Source organism: Algimonas ampicilliniresistens (assembly GCF_030159955.1).
In the GTDB taxonomy this organism is placed as follows: Bacteria; Pseudomonadota; Alphaproteobacteria; order Caulobacterales; family Maricaulaceae; genus Litorimonas; species Litorimonas ampicilliniresistens.
In genome coordinates this window covers 1533943-1551999 of record NZ_BSNK01000001.1, presented here as the reverse complement: position 1 = coordinate 1551999, position 18057 = coordinate 1533943, and the positions used below count along the sequence as shown (strand labels likewise).

21 protein-coding genes are annotated in these 18057 nt (G+C 55.7%); 13 read left to right on the top strand and 8 right to left on the bottom strand.

The window, feature by feature from the left end; genetic code table 11:
* The 3 genes from QQL54_RS07385 to QQL54_RS07375 all read right to left on the bottom strand — a co-directional run bounded on the left by QQL54_RS07385 (position 1) and on the right by QQL54_RS07375 (position 1993).
* Positions 1-726 (bottom strand): thioredoxin domain-containing protein, encoded by a 726-nt coding sequence (locus tag QQL54_RS07385; RefSeq protein WP_284389165.1) that lies wholly within the window; start codon positions 724-726, stop codon positions 1-3.
* Between the two features lie 95 nt (positions 727-821).
* A complete protein-coding gene (locus tag QQL54_RS07380) occupies positions 822-1454 on the bottom strand; it encodes a thioredoxin domain-containing protein (protein ID WP_284389163.1) in 633 nt (210 codons plus the stop codon).
* On the bottom strand, positions 1451-1993 hold the full coding sequence (locus tag QQL54_RS07375) for a DciA family protein (protein ID WP_284389161.1): 543 nt from the start codon (positions 1991-1993) through the stop codon (positions 1451-1453). Before QQL54_RS07375 ends, QQL54_RS07380 begins: the two co-directional genes overlap by 4 nt.
* 56 nt (positions 1994-2049) lie before the next feature.
* On the opposite strand from QQL54_RS07375, the gene mutY reads away from it, so the two are divergent.
* Complete coding sequence (gene mutY, locus QQL54_RS07370; protein WP_284389159.1) at positions 2050-3111, top strand: A/G-specific adenine glycosylase; 1062 nt, start codon at positions 2050-2052, stop codon at positions 3109-3111.
* A gap of 7 nt (positions 3112-3118) precedes the next feature.
* On the opposite strand, the gene QQL54_RS07365 is transcribed toward mutY, so the two are convergent.
* Complete coding sequence (locus QQL54_RS07365; RefSeq protein WP_284389157.1) at positions 3119-4279, bottom strand: site-specific DNA-methyltransferase; 1161 nt, start codon at positions 4277-4279, stop codon at positions 3119-3121.
* 188 nt (positions 4280-4467) lie between these two features.
* Between QQL54_RS07365 and QQL54_RS07360 the strand changes: the two genes are divergently transcribed.
* Positions 4468-5775, top strand: a complete 1308-nt coding sequence (locus QQL54_RS07360; protein ID WP_284389155.1) for a M20 metallopeptidase family protein — start codon at positions 4468-4470, stop codon at positions 5773-5775.
* An 84-nt stretch (positions 5776-5859) separates the two neighbouring features.
* Positions 5860-6654, top strand: a complete 795-nt coding sequence (locus QQL54_RS07355) for a thymidylate synthase (RefSeq protein WP_284389154.1) — start codon at positions 5860-5862, stop codon at positions 6652-6654.
* A gap of 80 nt (positions 6655-6734) precedes the next feature.
* Here QQL54_RS07355 and QQL54_RS07350 read toward each other — a convergent pair whose 3' ends face one another.
* From QQL54_RS07350 to QQL54_RS07340, 3 genes are read right to left on the bottom strand one after another with little or no spacing between them, the layout of a single operon-like run.
* Positions 6735-7061, bottom strand: coding sequence for a zinc ribbon domain-containing protein YjdM (locus QQL54_RS07350; protein ID WP_284389153.1), 327 nt, complete (start codon positions 7059-7061; stop codon positions 6735-6737).
* Positions 7061-8068: a haloacid dehalogenase-like hydrolase gene (locus QQL54_RS07345; RefSeq protein WP_284389151.1), complete on the bottom strand. Its 1008-nt coding sequence runs from the start codon at positions 8066-8068 to the stop codon at positions 7061-7063. Before QQL54_RS07345 ends, QQL54_RS07350 begins: the two co-directional genes overlap by 1 nt.
* Complete coding sequence (locus QQL54_RS07340) at positions 8065-8625, bottom strand: hypothetical protein (protein WP_284389148.1); 561 nt, start codon at positions 8623-8625, stop codon at positions 8065-8067. Before QQL54_RS07340 ends, QQL54_RS07345 begins: the two co-directional genes overlap by 4 nt.
* On the opposite strand from QQL54_RS07340, the gene QQL54_RS07335 reads away from it, so the two are divergent.
* The 5 genes from QQL54_RS07335 (at position 8598) to QQL54_RS07315 (ending at position 12988) form a co-directional block, all read left to right on the top strand.
* Positions 8598-9224, top strand: coding sequence for a dihydrofolate reductase (locus tag QQL54_RS07335; protein WP_284389146.1), 627 nt, complete (start codon positions 8598-8600; stop codon positions 9222-9224). The genes QQL54_RS07340 and QQL54_RS07335 overlap by 28 nt on opposite strands.
* 49 nt (positions 9225-9273) lie before the next feature.
* On the top strand, positions 9274-10395 hold the full coding sequence (gene hflK, locus QQL54_RS07330; RefSeq protein ID WP_284389144.1) for an FtsH protease activity modulator HflK: 1122 nt from the start codon (positions 9274-9276) through the stop codon (positions 10393-10395).
* Positions 10395-11291, top strand: coding sequence for a protease modulator HflC (gene hflC, locus QQL54_RS07325; RefSeq protein WP_284389142.1), 897 nt, complete (start codon positions 10395-10397; stop codon positions 11289-11291). The genes hflK and hflC overlap by 1 nt, the downstream gene beginning before the upstream one ends.
* A gap of 9 nt (positions 11292-11300) precedes the next feature.
* Positions 11301-11507: a DUF2065 family protein gene (locus tag QQL54_RS07320; protein ID WP_284389140.1), complete on the top strand. Its 207-nt coding sequence runs from the start codon at positions 11301-11303 to the stop codon at positions 11505-11507.
* Between the two features lie 77 nt (positions 11508-11584).
* Entirely contained in the window at positions 11585-12988 is a 1404-nt protein-coding gene (locus tag QQL54_RS07315; protein ID WP_284389138.1) for a Do family serine endopeptidase, read from the top strand.
* Here the strand turns inward: QQL54_RS07315 and serB are convergent.
* Entirely contained in the window at positions 12985-13857 is an 873-nt protein-coding gene (gene serB, locus QQL54_RS07310) for a phosphoserine phosphatase SerB (RefSeq protein ID WP_284389137.1), read from the bottom strand. The two genes, QQL54_RS07315 and serB, sit on opposite strands and share 4 nt — an antisense overlap.
* On the opposite strand from serB, the gene miaA reads away from it, so the two are divergent.
* From miaA to QQL54_RS07285, 5 genes are all read left to right on the top strand, one after another.
* Positions 13856-14776: a tRNA (adenosine(37)-N6)-dimethylallyltransferase MiaA gene (gene miaA, locus QQL54_RS07305; RefSeq protein WP_284389135.1), complete on the top strand. Its 921-nt coding sequence runs from the start codon at positions 13856-13858 to the stop codon at positions 14774-14776. The genes serB and miaA overlap by 2 nt on opposite strands.
* Positions 14773-15432, top strand: a complete 660-nt coding sequence (locus QQL54_RS07300) for a TVP38/TMEM64 family protein (protein WP_284389133.1) — start codon at positions 14773-14775, stop codon at positions 15430-15432. Before miaA ends, QQL54_RS07300 begins: the two co-directional genes overlap by 4 nt.
* A gap of 165 nt (positions 15433-15597) precedes the next feature.
* Positions 15598-16647 carry a rod shape-determining protein gene (locus QQL54_RS07295; protein ID WP_284389131.1) on the top strand — a complete coding sequence of 350 codons (1050 nt, stop codon included), beginning with the start codon at positions 15598-15600 and terminating at the stop codon, positions 16645-16647.
* Between the two features lie 30 nt (positions 16648-16677).
* Positions 16678-17544, top strand: coding sequence for a rod shape-determining protein MreC (gene mreC, locus QQL54_RS07290; RefSeq protein WP_284389129.1), 867 nt, complete (start codon positions 16678-16680; stop codon positions 17542-17544).
* Positions 17544-18056, top strand: coding sequence for a hypothetical protein (locus tag QQL54_RS07285; protein ID WP_284389127.1), 513 nt, complete (start codon positions 17544-17546; stop codon positions 18054-18056). The genes mreC and QQL54_RS07285 overlap by 1 nt, the downstream gene beginning before the upstream one ends.
* Position 18057 lies beyond the last annotated feature (1 nt).

Below are 18057 nucleotides of genomic sequence, written 5' to 3'. Positions count from 1 at the left end.
TTACTCGGTTGTCTCTTCAGTTGCCGCTGGCGTCTCTTCGACAGCCTCAGCCACGGGAACGTCTTCGCCGAGCAACGGGAGGATGACCGCTTCCAATGTTTCCAAAGTGAAGACAGACTGTTTTTCGCCGTTGATAAAGAAGGACGGTGTCCCTGTTACACCGGCATCGACGCCCGCCTGCATACGATCCATATATTGTTCGCGCAGGTCTTCATTCTTCATGCATTCGATAAAGCCGTCTTCGCTCAGACCAGAGGCCTTGGCGAGGTTGATATAGGCATCGCGAAGTTGACCGCGTTGGGCAAATTCAAACATTTGCGCCTGACGATCGAACTGTAGCTTGATATTTTGGAAGTACTTCTCATCCGCGGCACAAAGCGCGATCATGAACCCAGCATCCGCCATTTGAGGTTGTCCGGCTAGAAACTCGCGGAAGACGTAGCGCACTTTGCCCGTGTCGACATATTTCTGTTTGAAGTCTGGGTAGACCGTCTGGTGCCAGTTGGCGCAGGCGCCGCACGAAACGGACGCATATTCAACAACTGTCACTGTCGCATTCGGATTACCGATGGCGTGATCGTCAGACCGCTCGAACGCTGTCCGTTCACCATTCGTCACAGCTGTCTCGGATCCGGTCTCAGCCTTGGGGGCTGAATCTGAATTATTGCAGGCTGCAAACAATGCAGCGGCTCCAATAAGGAAAGATGTGCGAATCACTGAGGCCATAGTCGACAATCCCGAATTGCTGGTGGAGTTCAAGGTGTGCCCATGCGTTTGCTATGTCCCATGCCGGGACTGGGCGCGCCAGTTGTGGATAGGGTCTAGTTTTCGTTGACCCAGCGCATGATTGCGGCTGCATCATTGTCACCACTCATGACTTCGCCGTTGAAGATGAAAGAGGGAATTCCGGTGATCCCGGCTGCGCCCGCGCGGTTAGCCGACGTCTGGAGCGTATCGAAATGGCCCTCATTAGCCAGACACTCAGCGATTGCAGTCTCGTCTTCTAGACCGGCAACCTTGGCGATGGCGTCATATTGCGCCTTGATGATCGCGCCGTCTTGAGCGCTCAAAATTGTGGATTGACGTGCAAACTGATCTTCAATGACAGTCATATAGGTCTCAGCTGGCGCACATTCGGCCATGATAAATCCTGTGATCGACAGATTGATTGGCGCGCTGGGCAGAGGACGGAAGACGAGACGGAGCTTACCAGTATCGACCAGCTCAGACTTTACGACAGGCCAATCATTCGCGAACCAAGTCCCACAATGTGGACAGACATTCGATGCATAGAGAATGAGTGTGTCTGGCGCGTCAACGCTGCCCATTGTGTGATCGGTTGGCGCCTCTGATAGCATGTAGGCCGGTGTCGAATTGAGCGCCGTAGTCCTATCTTGGGCCAGAGCCGGTGTTGCGGCCAAAAGGGTCAGAGCAAGAAGTGTGACGCGGATCATGTTTGGTTCCTGATAACTTCGCGGCCAAGCCGCTCTAAGGCCGTCTTTAGACGGTCATTACCCACTTGCGTAAGGCCTTCTCGCAGTGACGCTTCTTCTGACGGGGTTAGACCGCGTTTAGGTTTCGAGTCAGCTTCGGTCCTAGTCTTCGCTGCAGCCTGAACAACTTGGATGCGCGATACTTGTCCGGCACCGAGATGCGCATTCAATCTTTCTATAATCGGACCGGAGGCCGCGAGAATGAGAGAGGCCGCGGGCCCGGGCGCACTGATGACGAGTGTTCGGCCATCCTTCGTCGCGCGAAATCGGACAGGCGCGCTGATCTTTGACCAGCGCGGACCCATGATTTCCGGCCAAGCGTCTGACAGGGCCAGCGCAGAGCTGCCGCGTTTTGTGCGTTTGCCGGCCAGTGGTCGAAGAACCCGGTTCACAGCCATGCTGGCACTGGGGAGGGGGCGCGCTTGGGGTCGCGCGCGCTGGCTCTCTAAATAACGCTCGACTTTGGCGCGTTCGGATGGAGTGAGAGGACGGTGTGTCACAGTCTGACCATCGACCATTGCGCGGCGCGCGTAAAGCGCACAGGTCTGCGCGCATAATGTGGACTGATCCTCAAATTACCGAAATGCGCGCCGCCCTGCTGGCTTGGTATGATCAGCAAGGTCGCACATTACCGTGGAGGGTTCGGCCTGAAGATCGCGCGCAGGGCCTGAGCCCAAACCCCTATGCTGTCTGGCTCTCTGAGATCATGTTGCAGCAGACAACGATCCCGCACGGCACGCCTTATTGGTTCAAGTTTTTAGAGCTTTACCCGACAGTTCAGGATCTTGCCGCCGCTCCGCTTGACGATGTGCTGACCCATTGGGCCGGGCTGGGCTATTATGCGCGGGCGCGAAATCTGCATAAATGCGCGATTCTTGTGACTGAGGCCTATGGAGGAGAGTTTCCAGAAACGAAGTCAGAGCTGCTGAAGTTGCCGGGGGTTGGCGACTACACCGCCTCCACCATAGCCGCGATTTGCTTTAATGAGCCGACAAGTATCGTCGATGGTAATGTCGAGCGGGTTATCTCTCGCTTACACCGCGTCGAAGCGCCGCTGCCTAAAGCAAAGGCGATCATCCGTAAGTTGGCCGCCACTTTGGCGGATCCGGAGCGTCCCGGCGATTATGGCCAGGCGGTTATGGATGTGGGGGCGACGGTCTGCACTCCCCGGACGCCCGCATGTGAGACATGTCCGTGGGCGCATTGGTGTCAGGCGCATCGAGTCGGGGATATGACGGACTTTCCCAAGAAGTCTCCCAAAAAGGAAAGGCCGGTACGTCACGGCCATGCTTTTGTCTTAGTTCGAGACGGCGCTGTCTGGCTACGTCGCCGCGATGAGGCGGGGCTTTTAGGCGGAATGATGGAAGTGCCGACATCGGCATGGGCAGATGATATGCCGCCGCTGGAATGGCCTGTCTCAGCGGATTGGATCAGATCAGCGACTGACGTCCGCCATGTCTTTACCCATTTCGAACTTCGTCTGTCCGTGCATACGGCGCAGATCGCAGACCCTCTAGATTTAGAGGGTCGATGGGTCGACATTGGAGACTTCGAAAACGAAGCCTTGCCGAGCTTATTCAAGAAAGTGCTGGGGAAGGCGAACCTGCCCCAGACCTAGGCCATGTTTAGGCTTTCGCCATTTCCGCTCTGATCTCTGTGCGGATCGTATCGATCGAGGTCAGGCCGTCCGACCCCATAAAGTGCCAGAAAGTCCAGCCATTACAGGACGGGGCGTCGGTAAGGTGCGCCCCGACCTTGTGGATCGAGCCTTGGAATCCGTCTTCTGCGGCGAGTGATCCATCGGCCCGGACGCGTGCGGACAGTTTGCCTTTGGCAGAGAAGAGTTTCGTGCCGATGTCGATCAGGCCACGTTCGACCAGATGTGCGAACGGCACGCGCGGTTCAGACCGCTTAGACCGTGTGATTTTGATGGCTTCAGTCCCGGCAGGCCGGACTTTGGCGATACGCTTGCGCGCGTGAGCGATATAATCATGTTCGCGCTCAAACCCAATGTAATGACGACCCAGTTTCTTAGCGACCGCGCCAGTTGTGCCGGTCCCGAAGAATGGATCAAGGACGACATCGCCTGGATTGGACGTCGATAGGATAACGCGGTGCAGCAGGCTTTCGGGTTTCTGTGTCGGATGTGCTTTGCTGCCCGCCTCGGTTTTTAGACGTTCGTGACCTGTGCAGATCGGGAGCGTCCAGTCAGACCGCATTTGCACACCATCATTCATCATTTTCATGGCGTCATAATGGAAAGTCGGACGGGAATCTTCTGACTTGGTCGCCCAAATCATGGTTTCATGCGCGTTGGTGAAACGCGTGCCGCGAAAGTTCGGCATCGGGTTGGTCTTACGCCAGATAATGTCGTTTTGGATCCAGAACTTCTGATCTTGCAGCACAGTCCCGACGCGGAAGATATTGTGATAGCTACCCATCACCCAGATAGAGCCATTCGGTTTTAGGACGCGACGGGCCGCCTGCAGCCAGTCATGGGTGAACAAATCATAGGCGTCCATCGTGTCATATTGGTCCCAAGCCTCCGTCACGCCGTTGACGGTTGAATTGTCAGGTCGGGACAGATCACCGCCGAGCTGTAGATTATAAGGTGGATCCGCAAAGATCAGATCGACGGAGCTCTCCGGCAGGCTGTTCATCAGGTCCACGCAATCGCCCTGAAGGATCTGGTTGAGCGGCAGATCGGCCGCGACCGGGGCGTCGGCGGCGGTCTCGCGTTCATCCGTGTCTTGAGTGTTGTCGGCAACGACGCGCAAATGGCTCATGTGAGATCCTGAAAAAGAATGTTTGTGTCTCGATTGGGATCAGAGCTGGGGCGACAGGGTAAATGTCTTGTTAAATCACGTGGTTAACAGAAGTTAGTAGAGGTAAATATCCACAGGCAGGCGGGTTAACCTTTGGCGTTGCTCAGATGGCGTCGGACAGGCCATAAGGATGCAAACAAGGGGACATCATGAAGAGATCAATATTCGCCGCTGCGCTCTTATTCGCAGCTACACCCGCTTTATCGGCGGATATTCCGACTGACCTAAGCGATCATATTCAGGCTGACTACGATGCGAACCTGAGTGAGCTGTTTGTTCATTTTCATAAAAATCCAGAACTTTCCTTCCGGGAATTCGAAACGTCAAAGCGTATCGCTTCCGAACTGACTGCGTTGGGTTTCGATGTCACGACCGAGGTTGGTCAAACCGGCGTCGTGGCTGTTTTGAAGAATGGGGACGGTCCAACCGTCATGATTCGGGCTGATATGGATGGGCTTCCGGTCAAGGAAGATAGCGGGCTTCCTTATGCCTCGACCCGGAAGCAAGTTGGTATCGAGGGAGTTGAGAACTACGTCATGCATGCTTGTGGGCATGACGTTCATGTCACGTCGCTGATCGGCACGGGCCGGCAAATGGTCAGACTGAAAGACAACTGGGCCGGCACGCTGGTCCTGATCGGTCAACCAGCGGAAGAGATCATTTCGGGCGCACGCGCCATGATTCAGGACGGGTTGTACGAACGGTTCCCTACGCCTGACTATATTATTGGCTTCCATGTCGGTGCCACGGGTCCCGCGGGTAAGATCATGGTTCCAAAAGGACTAGCCTATTCCAGCTCTGATAGTGTCGATGTCGACGTGCGCGGCGTTGGTACACATGGGGCTGCACCGCATCAGGGCGTTGATCCCGTTCTGGTTGCCAGTGCGATTGTCGTAAACCTGCAAAGTATCGTCAGTCGGTCGATTAGTCCGCTGCAGCCAGGCGTGATCACAGTTGGATCATTCCACGGCGGGACGAAGAATAATATTATCGGCGACAAGGTTGAATTGAAACTGACCGTTCGTTCAGACGATCCAGAGGTCCGCGCAACCTTGCTCGATTCCATCGACCGTGTCGCAAGAGGGACCGCGATTGCATATGGCGTTCCCGAAGACTTGCTGCCGATCGTCACGCGCCTGTCGCGCAACACGGCGCCACTAAGAAATGATACGGAAACGGCGACGTTTCTAGAGAGCCAAATAATCGAGAATATGGGCGCAGACAGTATTGTCGATCCCGTCCGCTTGGGCATGGGTGCAGAGGACTTTGCCGAATTTATCGCCCCCGAACATGAAGTGACAGGAGTCTATCTGTCAGTCGGCGGAACACCGATGGATGAGCTCTCGACTGCGGCGTCGCACCACTCGCCTTTCTTCAAGATCGCGCCAGAGCCTTCGATCACGGCAGGTACGGAAGCCATGACAGTGAGCGCGATTAGCCTGTTTAATCGCGACTAACACTTTGGCTTATGCCGAGGGGGCATCTGTGGACCGTTACGCGTGATGGTTGGGCCCGCGCATGGAATCGGTTAGGGCTCACCCATGCGCCAATATCTCGATCTGCTTTCCCATGTGATGGAGACCGGCACGGACCGGATGGACCGGACCGGTACCGGCACGCGCGGCGTGTTTGGGCATCAGATGCGCTTTGACCTGGCTGACGGCTTCCCGATGGTCACGACCAAGAAGCTGCACCGCAAAAGCATCGTGCATGAGCTTCTCTGGTTCATCGCGGGCGACACTAACATCAAGTATCTGCAGGAAAATGGCGTCAAGATTTGGGACGCCTGGGCGGATGAAGACGGCGATCTCGGCCCGGTCTACGGCAAACAATGGCGCCGTTGGGAAGGACCGGACGGCACGGTCATCGATCAGCTCAAACAGGTGATTGAGAACATCAAAGCCAACCCCACTTCACGCCGTCACATCATTAGTGCGTGGAACCCGGCGGATGTTGAGGACATGGCGCTGCCTCCGTGCCACTGCCTGTTCCAGTTCTTTGTCGCAGATGGAAAACTAAGCTGTCAGCTCTATCAGCGCAGTGCCGACATATTCCTCGGTGTCCCGTTCAATATCGCCAGCTATGCCCTGCTGACCCACATGGTCGCGCAGGTTTGCGATCTGGAGGTCGGCGATTTCGTCCACACATTCGGCGACGCGCACATCTATCACAATCATTTCGACCAAGTGCGCGAACAGCTAACGCGGGAGCCGATGGCATTGCCGACGTTGGAGTTGAACCCGGAGGTGAGTGAAATTGAAGACTTCACTTACGCCGATGTGAAACTGGTCGGGTATAAAGCGCATCCGCATATCGCGGGGAAGGTCGCGGTTTAGAGCTTAGTCGGTCTCCGTGCGGGATGAGCCCCGCGCTTCGCGACGCGACGGCAAATTGATCCACTGGATCAATTTCCACGTCACGCCTTTTTAACAAACTCCGTTTTCAGCTTCATCGCGCCAATCCCGTCGATCTTACAGTCGATGTCGTGATCCTCGTCGACCAAGCGGTTGATGCGGACCTTTGTCCCGACCTTCACCGTCTTGCTCGTGCCTTTGACCTTCAGGTCTTTGATCAGTGTGACCATGTCGCCGTCTTTCAGTACATTGCCATTGGCGTCGCGATAGACTTTCTCCGCGCTGTCGGCGGCGGCCCATTCATGGGCGCACTCCGGGCAGATCAGCAGGGGTCCGTCTTCATAGACATAGTTTGAGCCGCATTCGGGGCAGGGCGGAATTTCGGACATTAAACGCCTAACGCGAGAGGGATATAGGGCAGGGTTGCCAGCGCGATGGCCAGCCGGGTGAGCAAGCTTCGCGGTAGATCGAATTTCAACCGGGTCACGGCAGAGCCGACATAAAGAACGACGAGCAGCACAGGGAACATCCACGGCGGCAGGACGGCGAGGGAGATAAACGCGGCGCCAATCATAAGCAGGACAAGTGCGATCACGGCTTTCGGAACGGACAATTCACCCGCGGCAATCGGCCTTGCCAAAAACCCGTCGCGTCGATCCTGATGAATATCGCGCAGATCATCCATCAACGACAAAGCCGCCACGACTAGCACCCACATCAGCGACGCCCAGATCGGGAGCCAGATATTGTCGGCCATTCCGCGCAAAACGGCGACATAGACGAGGACTAGGACGGGGAGCGGATACCACCACCGGCTGGGCCGCATGCCTTCTAGCAGTGCGCCGAAAGTCGATGTCCGGTCTTCTAATATCACGACGTCTTCACCCGCCGCTGTCCGAGTCTTCGCTGTCCTCTTGGGCGGGCGAATAGCGTAGCCACTCTGCGCCACCTCCCAGACCGCAAAGTCTTGCGTACTATTGCCGGCATAGTCGAAGCCATCCGGGAAGCGCTCACGCAAAAAGCTCGCCTTATTCTCTGACGTCATATTGTAAGTCGGTGATGTGCCGAAAGCATCAGTCACGAAGTCGAGCCGTTCAGCCAAGCGTTTGACGAGCGATTCCTCTGTGCCAGAGCAGAGATAGACGTCGCGCCCATCAGCGATGGCTTGTTCAGCGAGGGCGACGATTTTTGGCTCTAACGGCACGACATCCGTATCTAAAACCTGACCGATCCGGGCGACCATTTCCTGTTTCATCGCCGGTTTGGAACGCGCACCGAGGCGGGCATAATGGACCGTCTTAAGCGGATCGCGTTTGATCGCCTCCAAGATCATTTCATGGGTAAGGTCACTTTTTAGGAGTGTGCCATCGACGTCGAGGATTAGGGGACGCGTCACGCTGTGGCGCCCTCGACATTCTGCTCCATCGTTTTTCGGATCAACCACCAGATCACCAGCGCGCCGACCATCTTACCGATGATACTCATCGATATGTTGGGTAAGGTGAACATGCCGGGGCGGATCGCTTCTGCGCCGAGTAGAAAGACCGATGTATCGACGGGGGCGGCTAAGGCCGAAGACAATAAAACGCGCGTGGACAGTTTTAGCTTCGTGAAGGTGAACACAGCCCAGTCGACCAGTTCGGATACGGCGAACGCGACACCAGACGCGAGCGCTAACTCGCCGCCAGAGGTTGCCCAAGTCAGACCGAGCGCGACTGCCATCGCTAACAACACCCAATGCCCGATTTCGCGCTGGGCAAAGTCACGCGCGACTAGAACCAGGCCCGTCACAATCGTCACCGGATTGAACATCCAGCCGAGCCCCGGCAACTCGACCATCGGTGCCCAAGTGAAGCTCCAATTGATGAATGGAATCAACAGCACATAAACAACGGTCACGATCACCGCGCGTACAGGTGTAGAAAATGGCTCTTTGGCAGCGTAAGTCGACATGCTCGCTCTATACGTCGGCGAAAGCGGTCTGTAACCCACCGCAAATGATTGATCCGAAATTGCCCATATTCGACGCGCCAATCTTGGCCGCCATTGTGGCGCGGTCGTCCAATCGCGTCATCGGGCGTGACGGTGACCTGCCGTGGCGTTTGCGGTCTGACTTACAGCATTTCAAACGAATCACGCTGGGCAAACCTTGCCTGATGGGCAGAAAGACTTGGAATAGTCTGCCCAAACCCCTGCCGGGTCGACCTAATCTCGTTCTGACCCGCGATGTGACTTTTAAAGCGGACGGTGCTGAGGTCTTCACTGACATGCGAGAAATGGTCGCACGAGGTGCTGAACTGGCGGGGGGATCAGGCGTCGAGGAAGTCATGATTATCGGCGGCGCTCAGATTTATCGTGCTCTCATGCCGTGGATCGGTCGGATTTATGAAACCGAGGTCGATGCGGTCATTGATGGGGACGCATATTTTCCGGATCTTGCCCCGTCTGACTGGTTTTGCCGGGATGAAACAGACCATCCCGCTGGCAAAGGTGACGACTATGACTTCGTTACACGCCAATTCGACCGTCGATTGCGTGCCGATCAGTCTTGAAAGCCTAACCCGCCTTCGCCACATAGAGGCGGAACGATTGGAGACTTGAATGCCAGACAATAATTCTCCCTGGGGCCCTAAAGGCTCTGGCGACAAGGGCGGCTCGCCTTGGGGTAACGGGAAAAAGCCCGGTGCAACAGGTGGCCCAGATCGATCCCCCGATCTCGATAATGTCATCGAAGGCTTCAAGACGCGTGTCCGCTCCGGCGGTCCCCGTCGTCCCAATAAGGGCGGCGGCGGTGGCGGAGCCCCCAATTTCAGCATCGGTCCATTCGGACCGCTTGGGATCGCCGCCGTAATCGGTGCAGTCTTACTGATCTCAACCTCCGTTTACACAGTTGATCAAACGGAACGCGCCCTCGTGCTGCGCTTCGGCGACTATGTTCGAACCGAAGGCCCCGGCCTTAAGTTCAAGCTGCCGAGCCCAATTGAGACAACCTATAAGCAAGAAACAGAAATCATCCGTAAGGATGCGATTGGCGGGAATGATGCGTCATCTCTGATGTTGACCGGCGACGAAAATATCGTTGATATCGACTTCACGGTGCTGTGGCGGATCAGTGATCTGGCCGACTATTACTTCGAAGTCGATGATCCAGCGGAAGCCGTTCGTGCCGTCGCAGAAAGCGCAATGCGTGAAGTGATCGGTCGCAATGAGCTGGAAGGCATCATCACGACCGATCGACTGGCGATCACGACATCTGTCCGCGATTTGATGCAGGACGTGCTTAATGAGTATAAAGCCGGCGTCCGGGTCGTTGAAGTTCAGCTACAAAAGGCTGATGCACCGGATCAGGGTAATGTTGTGGATGCGTTCCGCGACGTGGTCGATGCGGCCCAAGAACGGGAAACGACAATCAACCAAGCGACCGCCGTCCAGAATGATGTTGTCCCGCGTGCGCGCGGTGATGCATCCGAAATTTTGCAGCAGGCCGAAGGTTATCGCGACAGTGTGATCGCTGAAGCCAAGGGTGAAGCGGAACGCTTCAATCTGATTTATGAAGAATATCGTCAGGCCCCGGTTGTGACACGTCAACGTATGTATCTGGAAACGATCGAGGAGGTCTACGCACCTGCCGAGAAGATTATTCTCGATAGTAATGACTCGGGTGTGGTGCCGTATCTGCCGCTCGACAAACTTGGCGCTAATCGCCCGCGTGGAGGTCAGTAATGAAAAACCCTCGTCTCGTTATGCTCGCCGTTCTCGGTGGGCTTGCCATTCTAGCTATTTTTGCGTCACTCTTCACAGTTGAAGAGCATGAACAGGCTATCGTCTTCCAATTCGGTGAAGCGAAACGCGTAGAAAATCCGTGGGGTTCAGAACCCAATGCGGGTCTTAAAATGAAAACGCCGTTCATTGAGAATGTCGTTTATCTGTCACGCCGCAACCTCGAAGTTGATCTGCGTCCGGTTGAACTTTTAGCCGCTGATCAAGAGCGCCTCATCGTGGATGCGTTCGTTCGCTACCGCATCACCAATGCTATTCGTTTTTATGAGAAGCTGCGGAATGAACGTGGCGCTCAGGATCAGTTGCAAGCCATCTTTGATTCGACACTTCGGGATGTCCTTGGTCGCGTCGACACGCCTGAGATTATTTCAGGTCGCCGGAGTGAGTTGATGGCAGAAATTCAGTCTGTCGCTGACGGTGTCGCAGAGGCCGAAGATCTAGGTATCGACATTATCGATGTTCGGATCAAACGGGCTGATCTGCCGCGCGAAAACTACGACCGCGTGTTCAAACGGATGGTCTCACAGCGTAATCTCGAAGCATCACTGCTTCGCGCCGAAGGTGAAGAGCGTGCGCAGGAAATTCGCGCGACCGCTCAGAAAGAAGCCCGCGTCATTCGCGCCGAAGCTCAACGCCAAGCCGAGATTATCCGCGGTGAGGGCGATAAAGAGCGCAACGCAATCTACGCGGCTGCTTACACGAAGGATCCAGAATTCTTCGCCTTCTACCGCTCAATGGATGCCTATAAAAAGGGTCTGGGTAATAACACGACTTACGTCTTGTCACCGGACTCCGATTTCTTGGGCTATCTTGATGATCAGCAGGGCGGACGCCGATAGGCGCTGCCAATGGGCTGGGGAACGGTCCTGCTTCTTGTTCTTGGCGGCGCACTTGCCGTCGAGGGCATAGGCTGGGCGATTGCGCCCGACGCGATGCGTCGGGCTTATGAGGAGGCGATGTCGGTATTCGACGCGCCAACGCTCTCGAAACTCGGCTTGCTCTGCACAGCGCTGGGACTCTTGATGATTTTCGTCGGTATCCGCCTGCATGCGTAGCTTATCTGACTGAAACGTCATCAGCTTAGCGGGTTCGCCGACTTGGCAAATCCTGTATATTGCCTCACTATCAACGCATGTTTCGTTCTATCTGTCTCGGTTTAACTCTGTCTCTGGCTCCACTCGCCTTGGCGAACGCCCGCCCGGTGCCAGACAATTTCGTCGAACTCACCAAACGTCTTTCGCCCGCTGTTGTGAATATCTCGACGGCGCAAACCGTTGAGTTCAGCGAAGAGACGGTGCCGACCTTCCCAGAAGGCTCTCCGTTAGAGCGTTTCAACGATTTTTTCGGCAATCGGCCTGGTCGTGATGGACGCGTGTCCAAATCTCTCGGTTCCGGTTTTGTCATCGACACGGATGGTCACATTGTGACCAACAACCACGTCATCGACGGGGCTGATGTGATCGAAGTGACATTCCCGAATGGCGATACATTCGAAGCGGAGTTGATCGGCCGTGATCCCGCGACAGACATCGCTGTTCTCAGAATCGAAGCTCCAGACGGGCAACCCTTCGTGTCGTTTGGAGATTCGGATGCAGCCGAAGTGGGGGAATGGGTGATCGCGATTGGTAACCCACTCGGCTATTCCGGCACAGTCACGGCAGGGATCATCTCAGCCCGTAACCGCGACATTTCGGCCGGGAACTATGATGATTTTATCCAAACTGATGTGGCGATCAACCAAGGCAACTCAGGTGGACCTCTGTTCAATATGGATGGGGAAGTGATCGGCGTGAATACGGCGATTATCTCACCGACCGGATATTCAATCGGTCTCAGCTTTTCTGTTCCCAGTGATCTGGCGGCTAGCGTGTCGACGCAACTGATCGAGTTTGGCGAAACGCGCCGGGGTTATCTCGGAGTTCGAACGCAGAAGGTCAGTGCCGACTTGGCGCGTGCTTATGGTCTGCGGAGTGCTCAGGGCGCCATTATTCGGACGGTGGTTGATGACAGCCCCGCCGCCAAAGCAGGTTTGCAGAAGGGCGACTTGATCGTCCGCATCGGTGACCGCGATATTGATGATACGCGGGTGATGTTCCGAGCGGTGGCAGAAGCTCCGATCAACAGCGATGTTGAAGTCGAATATATCCGTAAGCGCAAACGTCAGACGACCACCGTTCGGGTCGAGCGGTTGGAAGAAGACGTGTCGTCCGAAGAAAAAATTCGTCTTGAAGTCGAAGCCGGTAATGCCGAGCGAACTATTGGTGGCCTGTCCGTCGAAGCTCTGAGCGAAGATGTCCGCCGCGCAAACCGGATTGCTCCTGATGTGACCGGCGTGCGCGTCGTTGAGGTTGGAAAACGGTCCCGCGCGTCTGGCAAGATCCTCAAAGGGGACATCATCGAAGAAGTCGCGTTCGAAGCGGTGAAAACACCGGCTGAATTTGAAGAGGCGATGCAGACGGCACTGGAAGATAATGAGCCTGTAACGCTCCTCATCAACCGTGGCGGCAACTATATTTTTTACGCTTTGACGGGTTAGTCTTCGACGATTTCGTCGTCAGAATAACCTTGAAAATACAAGGCTGTGCGTAAATCTGTGCAGGTAATGGCGCTGTGTGACGCCGCCGCAACAGCAGGCTTGGCATAGTAAGCGAGACCTAGCCCTGCCGCTTCGATCATGGCGAGGTCATTCGCCCCGTCTCCGATGGCTAAGGCGCGCGAGGGTTCACCGTTGCAAGCGTTGCGTAGGGCCTCTAATTTCGCTTCGCGTCCAAGGATTGGATAGCCAACCTTGCCCGTCAAACGGTCGTTCGTTTCAATCAGAGTATTCGCTTGATGGTCTGCAAAACCGCAAGCTTGTGCGACCCGTTCCGTAAAGAAGGTGAAGCCTCCCGAAACAATCAGGGTTTTTGCGCCGTTTGCGTGCATGGTTTGAGCCAGCGTTCGTGCGCCAGCGTTTAATCGGATTCGGTCTTCGAAACAGCGCTGCAAGGTCGAGACAGGCAGTCCTTCGAGAAGGCTAACGCGTTCTTCTAAGGCGCCTTCAAAACCGATTTCGCCTCGCATCGCCCGTTCGGTGATCTCAGAAACACGCGCCTTCACGCCCGCAAAGTCGGCGAGTTCGTCGATACATTCCTGACCGATCAGCGTACTATCCATGTCGCAGACTAAAACGGTTTTACGTCGGTCCGCCTGAGGCTGAACGCAAACATCCCCTGTAACATTTGCTGCGGCGAGAATCGCTCTGGCGTCTGCGCTGGTCTTCGCCTCAATAATGCCTTCAATGGCTAGGTCTGAGGACAGTGTCTTCGCGTCACGCAAACCCAGCGCGCGCGCGCCGTCAGCAAGTGCAGCGCCGTCCTCACTTGGCAGGACAAGCGTGGCGATCTGGTCTAGGGACGCGGTCATGAATGTGCTCGATGATGTGCTGAGAGAAATGCCTGAGGTTGTGTGTATCGCAGGCCCTACGGCCAGCGGCAAGTCGGCCTATGCCATTGAAGTGGCCAAAAGCGTGGACGGTGAAATTGTCAATGCTGATGCCCTGCAAGTCTATGGGGATTTACGCATCCTCTCCGCGCGTCCGAGCGAGGCCGAGATGGCCGGCATTCCACACCATCTCTTTGGTCACATAAGCGGGGGTGTCGCCTATTCAACGGGGGCCTGGCTTCGCGAAGTTGTACCCGTCATCTTGGATGTTCTGGCACGAGGGAAAGCACCCGTTTTGGTCGGAGGTACTGGCCTTTATTTCAAGGCTTTATTGGTGGGATTGGCAGATATTCCAGCCATTCCAGCCGATATTCAGGCTGTGGTCGATGAGATGCCAGTCGAGGCACTTAGGGCGACGGCGGAAGCCGTTGACCCGGTCGCATCTGCGCGCGTTCTGGGTGATGACCCACAGCGTCTAGGGCGTATTGTCGGGGTTTACCGTGCGTCTGGACGGGCTTTGTCTGACTGGCAGCAACAGACTCGACCCGTCATCCCTCAACGTTATGTGCGCCGAGCGGTTCTGCTGCCAGACCGAGCAGAGCTTTACCAACGTATCAACCGTCGCTTCGACTTGATGGTATCTCAGGGTGGGTTGGAAGAGGCACGGGCTGTGCATGACACATCATACCCGGCGCGCCGACCCATGCTTAAAGCGATCGGCTTGTCGCATTTGCTGTCATATCTGGACGGAGACTGTGACTTGGAAAAGGCGGTCGAGATTGCCAAGCGCGATACGCGGCGGCTCGCCAAACGACAATCGACTTGGTTCCGCAATCAGTGTGGTGACTGGCCACAACTGACGACAAATAGCCAGAAGGACGCTTTCGCCCGATCTTTATGAGTTTTTTTAGTCGCGATATTCTGTTGATGGTTGGCCTGAGCCTCGTCGCGATTGTGGGTGTCTTGCTGTTCCAAGATCAAGTCACGGCTGGGGTCGATGTGATGGGAACCTATTCAGGGAGCCCCTTTGCTGTCCTGATCGCCATCGGTGTTTTTCTGATTGGTTCAATGTTCTTTGTACCTCAATGGTTGTTGATTGCGGCTGCAATTGCCGCATTCGGCCTGGTTGAGGGAACCGGAATTGCGTGGTTGGCGACCATGGTCGCAACAACGGCCCATGTCTTGTTTGCGCGCTCATTGGAAGGAAGACTGCGGGGGCGTCTAACCGGGAAACGTCTCGACAGCCTACGGAGCCTGTTCCGACGCAACAGTTTTCAATCCGGATTCATTGTCCGCCTAATTCCCACAGGACCAGCGATCATCGTCAATGCGGCGGCCGGGCTTTTCGGCGTTAGTCGGTCGGGATTTCTGTTGGGAACGGCTTTCGGAATCATCCCAAAAATCATCCTAACCGCGATTGTCGCATCAGAACTGATTTCTTCGGCACAGGGGCGACAAGTTAGTCTCTGGCTGGCCGTCGCAGCGATTGGTTTGCTGGTAATATTCCTGCTCTCTCGCCGAACTCGGGGTCGTGACAGGGCTAAACACGGCAAATAACAGCAATTTTCGCCGTTTGCGGGACGAAACGCTTGCATTTGGGCAGCCTGATTTCCATTACCCGGTCATTATAAGGAAGACCGAGCGGATTCGCCTCATACGGGTGTAATGATATTGCTGATGGTCTGATCTAACATGCTGGCGCGAAACCGGGCGGAGCCATAAATGTTCTCTTCACTGCTGGACGCATTCTCGTCCGACATCGCCATCGACCTCGGAACAGCGAATACGCTGGTCTATGCGAAGGGGCGCGATGTCGTCTTAAACGAACCTTCCGTTGTCGCCTTTTCCATTAAAAATGGCCGCAAGGTCGTTCATGCCGTCGGCAACGATGCGCGCATGATGCTGGGACGGACGCCGGGAAACATCGAAGCTATTCGTCCGATGAAGGACGGCGTGATTGCTGACTTCGATGTTGCCGAGAAGATGATCGAACATTTCATCAAGAAGGTAAAATCCGAAGCGGGTTTCATGCGCCGCGGCAAACCTAAAGTCGTTATCTGTGTCCCGTCGGGCGCGACCGCTGTTGAAGAGCGGGCGATTTACCAGTCGGCGCAGCAAGCTGGCGCGCGCAAAGTCTATCTCATTGAAGAGCCGATGGCCGCCGCGCTGGGTGCCGGACTTCCAATCCATGAGCCTGCGGGCTCTATGATTGTTGATATTGGTGGTGGGACCACGGAAGTTGCCGTGCTGTCCCTTGATGGGATTGTGTATTCGCGGTCCGTCCGAGTTGGCGGCGATAAAATGGACGACGCGATTATCCATTACGTTCGCCGCACGACCAATCTTCTGATCGGTGAAATGACAGCCGAACGGGTCAAGAAGGAAGTCGGGTCTGCGACTATGCCGGCTGATAATGAAGGTATGAGCGTCCAGATCAAAGGCCGCGACCTGATGAATGGCGTCCCGCGCGAAATCCGCGTCTCAGAGGCGATGATTGCAGAAAGCCTCGCCGAACCAGTCGAGCAGATCGTAGAGGCTGTGAAGACAGCGCTGGAAGCGACTCCCCCAGAACTGGCTGCCGATATTGTCGATAAAGGTATCATGCTGACGGGCGGTGGGGCGCTTCTCCGTAACCTCGACATAGAGCTGCGAAATCGTACAGAACTGCCTGTGTTTATCGCGGATGACCCTTTGTCCTGTGTGGTGCGCGGATCAGGAACCGTTGTCGAAAATCTGAAAAAGTGGAAAAGCGTTCTTAAGACTGATGTCTAATTACGCATGATATAGGGGCGTTGCGGAAGTGTGGCCCGATCAAGATCGGATAGTTATGAAGGTCGCGTCGGTCTGCTTCTGCTGATCGTCTTGAGCGCGGTTATGCTGTTTACACAGCGCGACGCCGCCGTTGAACGTCGAACCACGCCACTTCTCGCCAGCGACGTCCAAGCCCCCATTGCGGCGCTACTCGGCACGCCCTTTCGAAGCCTTGAAAACGCCGTGGCCGACGTTGAAGATGGGCGGCGGGCCTTGCAAGAAAATAAGGCTCTCCGCTCTGAACTCGCTGCGCTACGCGCCGAGAATGATGGTTTGCGGGCCAACCAGGACCGACAGTACCGTTTAGAAGCCCTACTTGCTGTTGAGATTGCTGGCGATATTCCCGATCAACGTATCGCTGTACGAGCCGTTTCAGATCCATCTAGTCCGTTTGTCCGTTCGCTATTGCTCGGCGCTGGGCGCAACGCGGGTATTGATGATGGATATGCGGTTTTGTCCGATGCGGGGTTGGTCGGACATGTGGTCAGCGCGGGACGACGTTCGGCGCGAGTCCTCCGCCTTGACGATCTAAATAGTCGTGTTGCCGTCATGAGTGTGCAGACGGGCGCGCGGGCAATTTTGGCAGGCGGCAACACGGATTATCCAACCTTGGCTTTTGTTGCTGATCCAACAGCGTGGAAGGCGGGCGACCGAATTGTGACATCTGGCGATGATGGACGCTTGCCGCGAGGTCTGCCTGTTGGAGCCGTCATCTCGGAAGATGATCTTCGTATTGAATTGGATTTTCTGGCCAAACCCATTGATTGGGTGTTCGTACTCCCCTTTGAGGGCGTTGCGGACGTGCGGGATGTGGATACACCGTCGCCAATCGAAACGCCCATTGATGAGGCAGGGTGATGGCCTATCTTGGCATCAGCCCAGCGCAACGGAATGGACAACTTGTTCCAGCGGCTTTTGCGCTACTCATCACAGGTCTCATCAGTGCCGTTGATGTCCGGCTATTTGATGAAAGCTGGCCGTTAACCTGGTTGCCCTTTGTGGTTGTCGCTTTGTGGCCACGTCGGGTCGGTGTCTGGCCGTCAGGTATTCTCTTGCTGGTTGGCGGACTGTGGGTTGATTGGACGACATGGGGTGCACCCGGGCAATGGCCGTTGGTGTTTCTGCTCAGCTATGCGCTCATCCGTCCTGACATTCGTAATCTTGCGCGCGGTCTGGGGGCGGGCATGACCCGGTTTATGCTAGCCCTCATGGTGGGTGTCCCTGTCCTTATCCTGACGGGCTGGGTGGTTTATGAAAGCTGGCCAGATTGGGGTTCACTCGGTCGCGGTCTTGTTGTCGCTACCATTATTGCACCATTGATCGTGAGCCTTCGTGACCGCTTGGCTGGTCGAATGACGCGGGACGATTGAG